Genomic DNA, 13764 nt, shown 5'->3' with positions numbered 1-13764 from the left:
TGAGCGCCGAATGTCACAGTGGTGCGGTCGAACTGCACCACTGTGACATTCGGCGAACACAGACGGCGAACCTCAGCGAATGAGGTTGCCGAGGTCGACGGGAATCTGCGCCCCGGTGATGTATTTCGCCTCGTCCGAACACACCCAGGCGACGACGGCGGCGACGTCCTCCGGCTGGGTGATGCGGTAGGGCAGTGAGTTCTGGTAGATGGAGCCGAGCGTCGACGCGTACCGGGCGATGAGCGGGTGCAGGTCGCGCACCTTCATGCCGGTGTCCACGCCCGCCGGGTGCACCGTATTGACACGGATGCGGTGCTCCCCGAGTTCGTTCGCCATCGTCTTGGCGAGCCCGGTGATGCCGTGCTTGGTGGCGACGTAGTGCCCGGTGAACGGGGTGCCCTTCAGCCCGGACACCGAACTCGTGAAGACGACGGCGCCGCCCTCCCCCTGTTCGATCAGATACGGAACCGCCGCCTTCGCGGTGTGGAACGTTCCCGTGAGGTTGACGTCGACCGTCTCCTGCCACTGCTCGGCGGTGATCTCCCACGACAACGCCCCCGAGCAGATGCCCGCGTTCGCGATCACGACGTCGAGGCGGCCCAACTGCTCGATGCCGTCGGCGAGGGCACGCGAGAGTCCGTCGAAATCGCGCACGTCCGCGGTGGAGGCGACGATCCGCCGGCCGGTGGATTCGACGAGCCGGACCGTCTCGGCCAGGTCGTCCCGGGTGGCGCCGGGATAGGCGGTGGACGCGAATTCGGTGCAGGCGTCGATCGCGATGACGTCGGCGCCCTCGGACGCGAACCGGACGGCCTCGGCGCGGCCCTGCCCGCGCGCCGCGCCGGTGACGAAGACGACCTTGTTCTCGAAACGGCCGGGTGACGTCATTGTCTGCTCCTGATCGGGGTCATCGTGGGCGGGGCACGGTCTTGTCGACGAACAGTCCCTCGACCGAGACGCACACCTCGCCGTCCGCGGTCCGGATGTCGCCGACGGTGGTGATCTTGCGGCCGTCGACCGACATCAGCTTCCCGGTCAGGGTGAGTGGTTCGAACAGCGGCGTCGGGCGGTGGTAGCGGGTGCTCAACTGCGCTGTCATGCCGGCTTTTCCACCCCAGGCGTTGGCGACGCCGAGGACGTGGTCGAGCAGGAGCGCGGACACGCCGCCGTGGACGTGCCCGGGCGGCCCCTGGTACGGGATGGTCAGCGTGACGGTGCCCCGGACCGATCCGTCGGACAGCCCCTCGAGGACCACAGGCGGCGCGAGCGCGTTCTCGGGTCCGGTGACGGGATCGTGCCGGGTGACGCCCTCGCCGTTCCACATGTCGATCAGCCGCTCGGCGACGGCGGGCGCGTGTTCCTCGAGGTGCTCGGCGATGCTGTTCAGATCTTCCGCGACGCGGTCGAGGTTGGCGTTGCCGCGATCGGTCCGCAGCAGCGCGTCGACCACGCGGCGGGCGGCCTCGGTCGCCCGGTCGACGGCGGAACTGTCGGGCGGTGACGTCAGCACCGTTCCCGACGGGCTGTTCTCGAACGTGGGGTGCGTACCGACGCTCATCCGCTCACCTCCATCGTCGCCTGGGTCAGGACCGGTTGCCCGTCACGGTCGGGGCACGTCGCGCGCAGGGTCAGCCGGTCGCCGTCGTGCCAGACCGCGGTCTCGACGGTCTCGCCCGGGTACAGCGAGCCCGCGAACCGCACCGCGTAGTGGCGCAGTCGTGTGGGATCGCCGTCCAGCATCCCGTCGACGACGGCCTTGCACACCACACCGTACGACGCGAGCCCGTGCAGGATCGGCCTTTCGAACCCGGCCGCGGCCGCGAATTCGGGGTCTGCGTGCAGCGGGTTGAGGTCGCCGCTGAGCCGGTAGAGCAGGGCCTGCGCCGTCCCGGTGCGCGACACCAGCACCTTGTCGGGTTCGCGGGCCGGCACCGTGGCCACCGACTCGGGTCCCGGGGAGCCACCGAACCCGCCCTCATCGCGGGCCCAGATCTGCATCCCCGTGGTCCACAACGGGTTCCCGCCCGAGTCGGTGGCCGTCTGTTCGAGCACGATGACGGCGGCCTTGCCCTTGTCCCACACGTTCGCCACCCGCGAGGACACCCGGGCCCCACCTGACGGAGGAATGGGCGCGTGCACGGTGAGCGACTGTCCGCCGTGCAGGATCTTGCGGAGGTCGATGTCGATACCGGGCAGGCTCAGCCCGGCCGCCGGTGCGTCGCCGGCCGAGATTCCCTGCCCCGCGACGAGCGCGAACGTCGGCAGCACCAGCAAGTCCTTCTCGTACACCCAGCGCAGTTCCGCGGGGTCCTGGGCGTTCCCGCCGGCGCCGAGTCCGAGGTGGTAGAGCATCACGTCACGCTCGGTCCACGCCACATCACGCACGGCCGGTTCCGCGGTCAGCGCGGCCTTCACGTCGATCGCCATGTCAGGTCACGCTCCCTTTCCGGGCGCGGGATCACGCGGCAGACCCAGCAGTCGTTCGCCGATGATGTTGAGCTGGACGTTGGTGGTGCCGCCCGCGATCGACATGCACTGCGAGTTCAGGAACATCTGCGTAGCGGAGGTGCGGGGCCGGTCGCCGAGCAGGGCGCGCGGTCCGGCCCAGTCCATCGCCACCTCCCACACCTGCTGGATGTGTTCGACGCCGAGCAGTTTCGCGACCGACGACTCGGCGCCCGGTTGCCCGCCCGCGATCGAGCGCAGGGTGGTGCGCAGCCCCATCAGGCCGCCGGACTGTGCGTCGCAGAGGACCTTGCCGAGCACGGTCAGCTGCTCGTCGTCGATGCCGCCGGGCAGTTCGCCGGCCAGGGTCAGCAGAGCCTCGCCGCCAGAGCCCAGCGAGGAGTCGTGCGACAGCGATACCCGTTCGTTGGCGAGGGTCGTGCGGGCGAGCTTCCAGCCGTCGCCCGGTTCGCCCACGAGGAGTTCGTCCGGGACGAACACGTCGTCGAGGAACACCTCGTTGAACAGTGCCTCGCCGGTGATCTCGCGCAGCGGCCGGATGTCGAGGCCGTCGCTGCCCCTCATGTCGATCAGGAAGTACGACACCCCCTTGTGTTTGGGCACCGAGGCATCTGTGCGGGCGAGGCAGATACCCCAGTCCGCGTCCCGGGCCATCGACGTCCACACCTTCTGCCCCCGCAGCACCCAGCCGCCGTCCACCTTGGTGGCCCGGGTGGTCAGGCCGGCGAGGTCCGATCCGGCGCCGGGTTCGGAGAACAGCTGGCACCAGACGAGGTCGCCGCGCAGCGACGGGGGCACGAAGCGCCGCAACTGTTCGTCGCTGCCGTGCGCGATGAGCGTGGGCACCACCCAGTTGCCGATGATCATGTCGTGGGGCTTCAGCGCGGCCGCGCGCAGTTCCTCCGCGATCACGAGTTGTTCCACGGCGCCCGCTCCCCTGCCCCACGGCGCGGGGAGGTGCGGTGCGGTGTAGCCCTTCTCGGCCAGGTACGTCCTGCGCTCCGGCTCGTCCAATGCGGCCGCGTCCGTGAGTTCTGCGAGCACGCCGGCGCGGATGCTATCGGCGTCCGGAGGCAGGTCGATGCCGAGCACCCGGCGGGCCCCGCCCAGGGTCGCGCGGGCCACGCGCCGCCGCCACGATGCGGTGGACCCGAGCAGGATCCGCAGCGACTGCGCCCGGCGCAGGTACAGGTGGGCGTCGTGTTCCCAGGTGTAGCCGATTCCCCCGAGCACCTGGATGCAGTCCTTGGTGACGGCGAACGCCGCGTCGGGTGCGGTGGCTCCGGCGACCGCGGCCGCGAGTGACGCCTCCGCCGCACTGCATCGCGGCGCAGCCGTCGCGGCCCTGGCACTGCTTCCGGGATTCATCGCACGGGCCGCGTCCCACGCACAGACGCGGGCCTGTTCGGCGAGGCAGAGCATACGGGCGACCCGGTGTTTCACCCCCTGGAACTGGCCGATGGGGCGGCCGAACTGGTGGCGCACCTTGGCGTAGTCGGCGGCGGTGGTGACCGCCCAGTCGGCGACACCCGAGGCCTCGGCGGCGAACAAGGTGGCCGCCAGATCGAGAACGCGCTGCGAATCCATCTGCAGGACATCGGCTTCGGCGATCTCGAGGGCGTTCACCGAAGCGGTCGCGTTGCGGCGCACCACATCGTGGCTGGGCAGGTCGGTCACGTCGAGCCGGCCGCGGGCGAGCGCCACGAACGCGGTCTCGTCGCCGTCTCTCGCCGCGAGCAGGAACAGGTCGCCCACCTGCCCGCCGAGGACGTACCCGGACTCACCGTCCAGCGTCACCACTCCGCCGTCCCGGACGAGACGCAGCGAACCCGGCTGCAGGGCCACCGCGCCGAGGGCCGAACCGTCGGCCAGCCCGGAGAGCTCACCCGTGCGCCCGGACTCGTGCAGGACGGCGCCGAGCAGCACGGTCGGGAGGAAGGGACCGGGCAGCAGGACCCGGCCCAGTTCCTCGGCGACCACTGCCAATTCCACCAGTCCACACCCCGCCCCGCCCACATCCTCGGGCAGGTGGAGTCCCAGTACGCCCAGTTCCGCCAACGACTTCCAGAACAGCGGTCGTTGCTCGGTCTTGGCCTCGACGGCCTCCCGGAGCACGGCCGGGGTCACGGTCCGTGTGGCCCAGCCTCGCACCGAGTCACGCAGGTCGCGCTCTTCTTCGGTCAATCCCATTGTCATGTCGGCCTCGTCGATCGTTCGGGTCAGATGCGTTCGATGATGGTTGCGGTGGACAGCGCGCCGCCCGCGCACATCGTGACCAGCGCGGTGGAGGTGTCGGAGCGCTCCAGTTCGTGCAGGGCGGTCGTGATCAGCCGGGCCCCGGTGGAGCCCACCGGATGTCCGAGGGCGATGGCGCCGCCGTTGACGTTCACCTTCGACATGTCGGCTCCGTGCACCTGCGCCCACGACAGCACGACGGACGCGAACGCCTCGTTGATCTCGACGAGATCGATGTCGCCCAAAGACATTCCGGCGCGTTCGAGGACCATGCGCGTCGACTCGATCGGCCCGTCGAGGTGGTAGTACGGGTCGGAGCCGACCATGCCGGACGCGAGAATCCTCGCGCGCGGCCGCAATCCGAGTTCGCGGGCACGGCCGCCGTCCATGAGCAGGACGGCGGCGGCGCCGTCGCTGATCTGGGACGAGTTGCCCGCGGTGTGGATGTGGCCGTCGATCACGGGCTTCAGGGCCGACAGGGCCTCCGCGGTCGTCTCGCGCAGTCCCCCGTCCTGGGTGACCACCGCAAGTTCACCGGTGGGTGCGCCGGACTTGTCCACGACGGGAGCGGTGACGGGAACGATCTCGCGGTCGAACCGTCCGTCCGCCCAGGCCTGGGCGGCGCGTCGCTGCGACTCGAGCCCGAACGCGTCGACGTCGCCGCGCCCGAGCCCGCGGAGGTCGGCGATCCGCTGGGCGGACGTGAACTGGTCGCCCATGTCGATCGCCCAGTCGTCGGGGTAGGGGTTGCCGGTCTCCGTCGTGACGGCCTGGCCGAGGAACACCCGGCTCATCGCCTCGACACCGCACCCGATTCCGGCGGAGATCTGGCCGGACGCGATGAGACCCGCCACGACGTGTACGGCCTGCTGGGAAGATCCGCAGGCGCAGTCGAGCGACGTGGCCGCCGTCGCGTACGGCAGTCCCGCGTGCAGCCACGCCTGCCGGGTCACGTTGTTGGACTGCTCACCGGCCTGGGTGACGCATCCGCCGACGATCTGCCCGATGTCCGCCGGGGCGACACCGGCCCGTTCGAGGACACCCCGCTGTGCGGCGCCGAGTAGTTCGGCCGGGTGCAGTCCGGACAGTGCCCCGCGCCGGCGCCCGATCGGTGTCCGTGCCGCGTCGACGATGACGGCGTTGCCCATGTTCCGCTCCTTGAGTTCTTCCGGCACGCGGACGCGTCCGCGGCTCATTTTTGAAATGTATTCTACTTTTGAGGAGACATCAATGCCCTTCGCCATGCGAAATAGTTCTCCGCACAGCTCAGGAGTCAGGAATGAATTTCACGTCGAGGTCGGCGGGAGGCGGCCCGACGCCGGCGATCTGTCAGCGATGCGACAGGTTGACCAGCAGCAGGTCACACGCCCTACGGATGTCGGACTCGGCATCGGGAATCGAGACCCGGCCGTTGAGGCAGGACTGGATGACGCCGAACCACAGCTGCACCAGCAGGCGCAGCGCCGTGAGGTCTTCCTCCGTCGGATGTTCGATCCCGGCGGCGTCCAGCATGATCTGCCGGAATGCCCGGTCGACCTTCCCCGCGTCCGGCACGGACGCGACGTTGGCGGTGCTCGTGGACTGGATCATCGCGGTGGACAATGCGGGCCGGCGCAACAGCCCGCGGGTGGCGCGGACCAGCACGTTGTACACCGCATCCTGCGGCGATTCGCCAGGGGGCGCACTCTTCTTGAACCCGGCACCCATCCGGTCGATCTGATCGACCATCACCGCGACGAACAGATGCGTCTTCGACGGAAAGTACCGGTACAGCGTCCCGATCGCGACGCCGGCACGTTTGGCCACCTCGTGCATCTGGACCCGGGCGAGTTCCTTCTCGGTGGCCAGTTCGATGGCGGCCTCGAGCATGCGGACGTGGCGGGCCCGCTGTTCCTCCGAACTCGGTTCGGCAGCGTCCCGCACTTCGGCGATTCTCGGCACCCTCGATCCCCCTTCACTCCGCACACAGCCCCGGATCCGGTGTCGATTCTCGCATCGGATCGGGAAACCATCGAATTTCGTCCGGTGAGTGGGACCGCGCGTGCCGCAGGTCGCCCGGATGCGATTGCGTGAACCCCACGACTGGACCGCCAGTCTCCACAGACCATCAACGGAGGAAACGACGATGCAGGACTGGACAACCGAGTGCGACGTGCTGGTGGTCGGTTCGGGGGGCGGTGCGCTGACCGGCGCATACACGGCCGCTTCGCAGGGATTGCGCACCCTCGTCCTCGAGAAGACCCCACTGTTCGGCGGCACGTCCGCGTACTCCGGCGCCGCGGTGTGGCTGCCGGGTACCGCCGTGCAGGAGCGCGCCGGCATCGGCGACTCCACGGACAAGGCGCGCACGTACCTGCGCGCAGTGGTGGGCGACGAGGAGATCGACCGTCAGGAGGCGTACGTCGCCACCGCGCCCGAGGTCGTCGACCTTCTCGAACGCGATCCCCACATCGAGTTCGAGTGGCGGGCGTTCCCCGACTACTACAGGGCACCCGGCCGGATGGACTACGGTCGCGCGATCAACCCGCTCGACCTGCCGAGCGACGAGATCGGGGACCTGCGCGAGGTCATCCGGCCCGAGGCCGACGTCGACCGGGCCGGGGAACCGCATCCGGAGGGCACACTGAACGGTGGCCGCGCCCTGATCGGCCGCCTTCTCATGGCTCTGCACGGCACCGGGCACGCGGAACTGCGCACCGAGACCGCCGCGCGCTCGCTGATCGTCGAGGACGGACGGGTCGTCGGCGTCGAGGCGACCAACGCCGCCGGTCAGACCGCCCGCATCCGGGCGACGCGCGGCGTGCTGCTCGCGGCAGGCGGGATCGAGGGCAACGCGGCCCTGCGCACCGAGAACGGAACACCGGGCCGGGCGGACTGGAGCATGGGCCCGCGCGGCGCGAACACCGGCGACCTCCTGCGGGCGGCGGTGGAGATCGGCGCGGACACCGCACTCCTCGACGAGGCGTGGTGGTGCCCCGGGGTCGAACTTCCGGACGGCTCCGGCGCTTTCATGGTGGGCGTGCGCGGCGGCATTCTCGTCGACACGTCCGGAGAGCGGTACCTCAACGAATCGCTGCCGTACGACCAGTTCGGCCGAGCGATGATCGAGCACGGCAGCAGCAGTTCGTATCTCGTGTTCGACTCGAAGGAGGGCGGGCCCGTGTTGCCTGCCATCTCCATTCCGAACATCTCCGCCGAGAAGCATCACGCGGCGGGCACCTGGGTCTCGGCCGACACGATCGAGGAACTCGCGGAGAAGATCGACGTCCCCGCAGACGGTCTGCGCCGCACCGTCGAACAGTTCAACGACTTCGCCAAGCATGGCGTCGACGAGGCCTTCCACCGGGGAGAGGACCCGTACGACAACTTCTTCTGCCCTCCGGGCACGGGTGCGGACGCGCCACCGAACCCGGCACTGAGCCCGGTGTCGCAGGGCCCGTTCCACGCGGCCCGCATCGTGCTCAGCGATCTCGGCACCAAGGGCGGGGTCCGGACCGACGCCGACGCCCGCGTCCTGCGCGCCGACGGCACGCCCATCGACGGACTGTATGCGGCGGGCAACACCAGCGCATCGCTCAGCGGCCGGTTCTACCCCGGTCCCGGAGTGCCGCTCGGCACCGCGATGGTCTTCTCCTACCGGGCAGTTCAGCACATGCGGAGCTGACTACACGAGGTTGTCCTCCACCGGGAGTCCGAACGCGCCCCTGCCGAACAGGGCGAGGGCGCGTTCGGGCTCGTTGGCCACGTGCACGCTGCCCGCGTGGGCGTCGCGCCACGACCGTTCGATCGCGTTGCCGCGCGACAGCGAACTTCCGCCGGCGGTCTTGAACAGCAGGTCGATCGCGTCGAGGGCTCGCTCGGTCGCGCGAACCTGATCGCGGCGCACCCGCAGGCGCAGACCCATGGGGAGTTCCTCCCCGGCCTCGGCCAGTTCCCACAGTTCACGCACGTTGCGATCCATCTGCAGTATCGCGGCGTCGATCTCGGACGACGCCCGGGCCACCGCGACCTGGGCGAACTGGTCGTCGACGAATCTTCCGCCACCGAGGCTGAGCCGCACTCGTTCCCGCATGAACGTCAGATAGCGTTCGTAGCATCCCGCGACGATGCCGACCCCGGGCGCCGCGACGGCGGTCGTGAAGAGTGTGGCGAACGGCAGCCGGTACAGCGGCCCCCGGTTCACCTTCTGTCCGGGTCCGCGCAGTTGCGCCGTCTCGTAATTCCTCTTGATCCGGTAGTCGGGAACGAACACGTCCTCGGCACTGATCTCGTTGCTGGCCGTGCCGCGCATCCCCACCACGTCCCACACGTCGTGGATGCGGTAGTCCGACCGCGGCACCAGCGCGGTCATGAAATCGACCGGGCGGCCCTCGGTCCCGACCACCATCGCGCCGAGCAGCGCCCACGACGCGTGCTCGCAGCCCGAGGAGAAATGCCAGTCCCCCGTCAGCCGGTAGCCGCCCTCGACGGGGACGAGCCGCCCGACGGGTGCGTAGGCGGACGACATGAGCACCGAATCGTCGTGGCCCCACACGTCATTTTGCGCCCGGTCGTCGAACAGGGCCAGGTGCCACGGGTGCACCCCGAGCACGGACGCCAGCCAGCCCGTCGAGCCGCACACACCGGACACGGCGCGCACCACCTCGTAGAAGTGCACCGGATTGCTTTCCGTGCCGCCGTACCGCCTGGGCTGCAGCATCTTGAACAATCCGGCGTCGCCGAGCTCACGGATCACCTGTTCGGACACCCGCCGCGACTCGTCGACCTTGTCCGCGCGTTCCGCGATCATCGGCAGCAGGCCGCGGATCGATCTCAGGACCTCGTTCGTCATCTGTCGGAGGGTAGGGCGATCACCCCCGCGCGTGGACAGGCATCTCGCTCAACGGGAAACGCCGCCCCACCGCCCGGTCCCGTCCAGTGGGACCACGTCATGCGGGCCGTCCACGCTCACTTAGCGTGCAGGGCACCGCACAAGCCCAGGAGAGGACGGGACGCATCGTGACCACCCAACAGTCCGAGACAGTCGAGGTACGCGAAATCGACGCCGGCGCAGCGCCCACCCGATTCGCCCGTGGATGGCACTGCATCGGATTGTCCGACGCTTTCAAGGACGGCAAGCCCCACTCCGTCGAAGCGTTCGGCACCAAGCTCGTCGTCTTCGCCGACACTGCGGGTGATCTCGCCGTGCTCGACGGCTACTGCCGACACATGGGCGGCGACCTCAGCCAGGGCACGGTCAAGGGCGACGAGGTGGCGTGCCCGTTCCACGACTGGAGGTGGGGAAGCAACGGCCGGTGCAAGAAGATTCCGTACGCGCGCCGGGTGCCGCCGCTCGCCCGGACCCGGTCGTGGCACGCGCTCGACCAGGACGGGATGTTGTTCGTGTGGAACGATCCGGAGGGCAATCCGCCGCCCGCGGACGTCACGATTCCCCGCATCGACGGCGCGCTCGACGACGAATGGACGGACTGGGTCTGGTATCGGACCACGGTCGACACCAACTGCCGCGAGGTGGTCGACAACATCGTCGACATGGCGCACTTCTTCTACGTGCACTACTCGTTCCCCACGTACTTCAAGAACGTCTTCGAGGGCCACGTCGCCAGCCAGTTCATGCGCGGGCAGGCCCGCGACGACATGCGCCCGCGCGCGTCGGGTCAGCCCAAGATGGTCGGAAGCCGCTCGGACGCCACCTATTTCGGCCCGTCGTTCATGGTCGACGACCTGACGTACCAGTACGAGACGCACGACGTCGACTCCGTGCTGATCAACTGCCACTACCCCGTCAGCGCCGACAAGTTCGTGCTGCAGTACGGCATCATCGTCAAGAAGTCGAAGGACCTCGAAGGCGACGCGGCCACCGAGATGGCGAAGAACTTCGGCACGTTCATCGCGAAGGGTTTCGAACAGGACATCGAGATCTGGAAGAACAAGACCCGCATCGAGAACCCGCTGCTGTGCGAGGAGGACGGCCCGGTCTACCAGTTGCGACGCTGGTACGAGCAGTTCTACGTCGACGTCGCCGCGGTGACCCCGCAGATGACCGAGCGGTTCGAGTTCGAACTCGACACCACCCGCCCCGTGGAGTCGTGGAAGAGGGAAGTCGAAGAGAATCTCGCCCGGAAGGTACGCGAAGATGCAGCCACTGCAGTGCACTGAGTGCGGCGCGAGCGTGCTGGTCCAGAAGAACAGCTGGGAACACACTTCCGTTCAGTGGGACGACGCGGCCCGCGCCCGGTGCCGCGAGATCGGCAGCGCGGGGCCGGGGCGCCCCGGCGCTCCCCGGAAAGGGTGTTCGGCGCTGACGGTGTCGATCACCCGAGCCGCGGAAGCGGGCGTCGTCCCGGTGCGCGATCCCGCCCCCGTCCCGACCCCTGTCGTCGCCCACTGAACGTTTTCCGGAAGGACACAACATGATCGACACCGAGCACTACGGTCCGTGGGCCGTGATCGCAGGCGGCTCCGAAGGTGTGGGCGCGAGTTTCGCCGAGGCACTGGGCCGCGCGGGGATCAACCTCGTGCTGATCGCCCGTAAGCCCGGGCCGCTCGAGGAGACCGCGGCCACGGTCCGCGCCCACGGCGTCCTGGTGCGCACACTCGCGCTCGATCTCCTCGATCCGGACGCCCTCGACCGGATCCGCACGGCCACCGACGACGTCGAGGTCGGGTTGCTGATCTTCAACGCCGGGGCCAACAGTTACGGACACGAGTTCGTCAGCGGCGACCTCACCGGCTTCCAGCGCGTCATCGACCTGAACATCACCTCGCAGCTGCACCTTTCGCAGCATTTCGGCGCGAGGATGAAGGACCGCGGCCGGGGCGGCATCGTGCTGGTCGGTTCGCTGGCCGGGTACCTGGGTTCGGAAGACCAGAGCATCTACGCCGCATCCAAGGCGTTCGGCCGGATCTTCGCCGAAAGCCTCTGGCTCGAGCTCGCGCCGTTCGGCGTCCACGTGGTCGAACTGGTCCTCGGCGTCACCCGCACGCCGGCGATGGTCCGGGCGGGCCTGAACTTCAATCTTCCCGGGATGAAGGTCGCCGAACCCGAAGACGTTGCCCGGGAGGGGATCGCGCACATCGCCGACGGCCCGGTCTGGGTGGCGGGCGGCAACTACGACGCGGCGCGCAAGCGCAGCGGTTTCCCCCGCGACGCACTCGTGCGCGGGGCAGCCGAGGGTATGCGGAAACTTCTGGGCCGCCGGTAGCCGCGGACGTCAGAGGGTGGTGACGAGTCCGCCGTCGATCACGAAATCGGAGCCCGTCACATTGCCCGCCCGGTCGCTCGCGAGGAACACGACGAGATCCGCCACCTCGTCCGGGCGGGTGAACCGGCCCGTGACCGCCTGCTCCGCGACACGCTCCGCCACTGCCTCCGGGTCACCGCCTGCGGCGCGCGCCACCGTCGCGGCGACCCCGTCGTCGCCGAGCCACAGGGCGGTCGACACCGGACCGGGGCTGACGGTGTTCACCCGAATACCCAAGGGTCCCAACTCTTTCGACAGGGCCTTCGAGAAGTTGGTGAGCGCGGCCTTGGACGCGCAGTAGTCGATGACGGTGGGGTCGGGCAGGAAACTGTTGACCGAACTCGTGGTCACGATGCTTCCCCGGCCCGCCGCGATCATCGTGGGCAGGGCGGCGCGGATCGTCCGCACCGCCGACATCAGGTTGAGATTCATCGTCGTGATCCAGTCTTCGTCGGTCACGTCGAGGAACCCGGTCAGTCTCGGGTGGGCGGCGCCGACGTTGTTGACGACGATGCCGAGACTGCCCCGAGCAGTGGCGGCGGCGACGAGTTCGCCCGGACCGGTGGGGGTCGACAAGTCGACGCTCACCGCCTCCACCGTTCCGCTGCGGACGAGTTCTTCCAGTTCGGGGCTGGGCGAACGGGCCCCCGCCACCACGAACGCGCCTTCCGCGGCGAGCGCCCGGGTGATGGCGAGCCCGATGCCCTTGCTGGCTCCGGTGACCACGGCGACGGTGCCACGTAAGGCAAGATCCACGGGGTTCCTCCTGACGACGGCGGAGCGTGCACGGACGAGCGGAACATCCCCCTCCGATCACGCTAGCCGAAATGATGCCGACCGCGCTGCAGGCGAGTAATCTCAGCGACGAAGGGCCAGGCCACGGCGTTGCTCTCGTATGGCGATGCCTGTCGTCGCACGACTACACCTGGCGCGCAGGCCCCTTCACCCCTAAGCACTGTGTTCTTTCCTGACTCGGGAGACGAGTGATGCGACTTCTTCGACTTCGAACCGCCGTTGCCGCGTGCGCGATCGCGGCTGCCGGCACGCTGACCGTGGGGGCCGGACCGGCCCTCGCCCAGGATCTGCCGACGGTGGTGCTGGTCCACGGCGCGTTCGCCGACACGACCAGCTGGGATGCGGTGGCCGCGGAACTGCGCGGCCGAGGATACGAAGTCGTGGTCCCCGACAACCCGTTGCGCGGACCGGCATACGACTCCGCCGCCATCGAGAAGGTGCTCGCGGACATCCCGGGGCCGGTGGTGCTCGTCGGTCACTCGTACGGCGGCGCGGTCATCACCAATGTGCATTCGCCGAACGTCGAGGCCCTCGTCTACGTGGCGGCCTTCGCCCCGGCGCAAGGCGAGCCGGTCATGCTGAACCTCGATCCGATCCGGTTCCCCGGCAGCCAACTGCTCCCGCCGGTGCTTCAGGTGAAGGTCATCGAGAACGATCCCACCGGAATCGCCGAGAGAAATCTCGACGGTTACATCGACCCCGGCCGATTCCACGAGGTGTTCGCCCAGGACGTCCCGGACGCCACGGTGGCCGACATGATCGCACACCAGAAGTCGGCCGCGCTCGTCGCGAACCTCGAGCCGACCGCCGATCCGTCGTGGGCGTCGACACCCAGCTGGGCCATGGTCGCTCAGAACGATCGCGTGATTCCGGCGGCCGCGGAGCGGTTCATGGCCACACGCGCGGGAGCCCGGATCACGGAAGTTTCCGCGTCGCACGCCGTCCTGGTGTCCCAGCCCGGCGCGGTCGCGGACCTCGTGGTGCAGGCAGACCAGGGAACTCCGTAGCGGACCGCCGTGAACGC

Annotated in this window: 13 protein-coding genes; 5 read left to right on the top strand and 8 right to left on the bottom strand. The window is 69.1% G+C overall.

Features of this window, described 5'->3' with window-relative positions:
* Positions 1 to 72: 72 nt before the first annotated feature.
* The 6 genes from QM806_RS00870 to QM806_RS00845 form a co-directional block, all read right to left on the bottom strand.
* On the bottom strand, positions 73 to 888 hold the full coding sequence (locus tag QM806_RS00870; protein WP_005570128.1) for a mycofactocin-coupled SDR family oxidoreductase: 816 nt from the start codon (positions 886 to 888) through the stop codon (positions 73 to 75).
* 19 nt (positions 889 to 907) lie between these two features.
* Entirely contained in the window at positions 908 to 1558 is a 651-nt protein-coding gene (locus QM806_RS00865) for a PaaI family thioesterase (protein WP_169692918.1), read from the bottom strand.
* Positions 1555 to 2427 (bottom strand): MaoC/PaaZ C-terminal domain-containing protein, encoded by an 873-nt coding sequence (locus tag QM806_RS00860; RefSeq protein WP_169692919.1) that lies wholly within the window; start codon positions 2425 to 2427, stop codon positions 1555 to 1557. The genes QM806_RS00865 and QM806_RS00860 overlap by 4 nt, the downstream gene beginning before the upstream one ends.
* A gap of 6 nt (positions 2428 to 2433) precedes the next feature.
* Complete coding sequence (locus QM806_RS00855; RefSeq protein ID WP_169692920.1) at positions 2434 to 4662, bottom strand: acyl-CoA dehydrogenase family protein; 2229 nt, start codon at positions 4660 to 4662, stop codon at positions 2434 to 2436.
* 23 nt (positions 4663 to 4685) lie between these two features.
* Positions 4686 to 5849, bottom strand: a complete 1164-nt coding sequence (locus tag QM806_RS00850) for a steroid 3-ketoacyl-CoA thiolase (protein WP_005570121.1) — start codon at positions 5847 to 5849, stop codon at positions 4686 to 4688.
* Positions 5850 to 6030: 181 nt separating this feature from the next.
* Entirely contained in the window at positions 6031 to 6642 is a 612-nt protein-coding gene (locus QM806_RS00845) for a TetR/AcrR family transcriptional regulator (protein ID WP_005238914.1), read from the bottom strand.
* 184 nt (positions 6643 to 6826) lie between these two features.
* On the opposite strand from QM806_RS00845, the gene QM806_RS00840 reads away from it, so the two are divergent.
* A complete protein-coding gene (locus QM806_RS00840; protein ID WP_005570118.1) occupies positions 6827 to 8365 on the top strand; it encodes an FAD-dependent oxidoreductase in 1539 nt (512 codons plus the stop codon).
* Here the strand turns inward: QM806_RS00840 and hsaA are convergent, their stop codons facing one another.
* Positions 8366 to 9532: a 3-hydroxy-9,10-secoandrosta-1,3,5(10)-triene-9,17-dione monooxygenase oxygenase subunit gene (gene hsaA / locus QM806_RS00835; RefSeq protein WP_169692921.1), complete on the bottom strand. Its 1167-nt coding sequence runs from the start codon at positions 9530 to 9532 to the stop codon at positions 8366 to 8368.
* 167 nt (positions 9533 to 9699) lie between these two features.
* On the opposite strand from hsaA, the gene QM806_RS00830 reads away from it, so the two are divergent.
* Genes QM806_RS00830 through QM806_RS00820 form a run of 3 tightly spaced genes read left to right on the top strand, consistent with a single transcriptional unit; the run spans position 9700 to position 11906 of the window.
* A complete protein-coding gene (locus tag QM806_RS00830; RefSeq protein ID WP_283290089.1) occupies positions 9700 to 10860 on the top strand; it encodes a 3-ketosteroid-9-alpha-monooxygenase, oxygenase component in 1161 nt (386 codons plus the stop codon).
* A complete protein-coding gene (locus tag QM806_RS00825; RefSeq protein WP_005255686.1) occupies positions 10838 to 11092 on the top strand; it encodes a hypothetical protein in 255 nt (84 codons plus the stop codon). The genes QM806_RS00830 and QM806_RS00825 overlap by 23 nt, the downstream gene beginning before the upstream one ends.
* Positions 11093 to 11114: 22 nt before the next feature.
* Positions 11115 to 11906 (top strand): SDR family NAD(P)-dependent oxidoreductase, encoded by a 792-nt coding sequence (locus QM806_RS00820; protein WP_005570110.1) that lies wholly within the window; start codon positions 11115 to 11117, stop codon positions 11904 to 11906.
* 9 nt (positions 11907 to 11915) lie between these two features.
* Here QM806_RS00820 and QM806_RS00815 read toward each other — a convergent pair whose 3' ends face one another.
* Positions 11916 to 12701, bottom strand: coding sequence for an SDR family NAD(P)-dependent oxidoreductase (locus tag QM806_RS00815; protein ID WP_005570109.1), 786 nt, complete (start codon positions 12699 to 12701; stop codon positions 11916 to 11918).
* Positions 12702 to 12931: 230 nt separating this feature from the next.
* On the opposite strand from QM806_RS00815, the gene QM806_RS00810 reads away from it, so the two are divergent.
* Positions 12932 to 13747: an alpha/beta fold hydrolase gene (locus tag QM806_RS00810; RefSeq protein ID WP_054247348.1), complete on the top strand. Its 816-nt coding sequence runs from the start codon at positions 12932 to 12934 to the stop codon at positions 13745 to 13747.
* Positions 13748 to 13764: the final 17 nt, after the last annotated feature.

The sequence above is a fragment of the Rhodococcus sp. IEGM 1351 genome, from assembly GCF_030056875.1.
Classification (GTDB): domain Bacteria; phylum Actinomycetota; class Actinomycetes; order Mycobacteriales; family Mycobacteriaceae; genus Rhodococcus_F; species Rhodococcus_F opacus.
The sequence above is the reverse complement of the archived record's forward strand: the minus strand, read 5'-3'. Positions and strand labels throughout refer to the sequence as shown.

Coding starts and splice junctions, on each gene's coding strand:
- QM806_RS00870 (WP_005570128.1), bottom strand. CDS start 888: ATGACGTCACCCGGCCGTTTCGAGAACAAGGTCGTCTTCGTCACCGGC.
- QM806_RS00865 (WP_169692918.1), bottom strand. CDS start 1,558: ATGAGCGTCGGTACGCACCCCACGTTCGAGAACAGCCCGTCGGGAACG.
- QM806_RS00860 (WP_169692919.1), bottom strand. CDS start 2,427: ATGGCGATCGACGTGAAGGCCGCGCTGACCGCGGAACCGGCCGTGCGT.
- QM806_RS00855 (WP_169692920.1), bottom strand. CDS start 4,662: ATGACAATGGGATTGACCGAAGAAGAGCGCGACCTGCGTGACTCGGTG.
- QM806_RS00850 (WP_005570121.1), bottom strand. CDS start 5,849: ATGGGCAACGCCGTCATCGTCGACGCGGCACGGACACCGATCGGGCGC.
- QM806_RS00840 (WP_005570118.1), top strand. CDS start 6,827: ATGCAGGACTGGACAACCGAGTGCGACGTGCTGGTGGTCGGTTCGGGG.
- hsaA (WP_169692921.1), bottom strand. CDS start 9,532: ATGACGAACGAGGTCCTGAGATCGATCCGCGGCCTGCTGCCGATGATC.
- QM806_RS00825 (WP_005255686.1), top strand. CDS start 10,838: ATGCAGCCACTGCAGTGCACTGAGTGCGGCGCGAGCGTGCTGGTCCAG.
- QM806_RS00820 (WP_005570110.1), top strand. CDS start 11,115: ATGATCGACACCGAGCACTACGGTCCGTGGGCCGTGATCGCAGGCGGC.
- QM806_RS00810 (WP_054247348.1), top strand. CDS start 12,932: ATGCGACTTCTTCGACTTCGAACCGCCGTTGCCGCGTGCGCGATCGCG.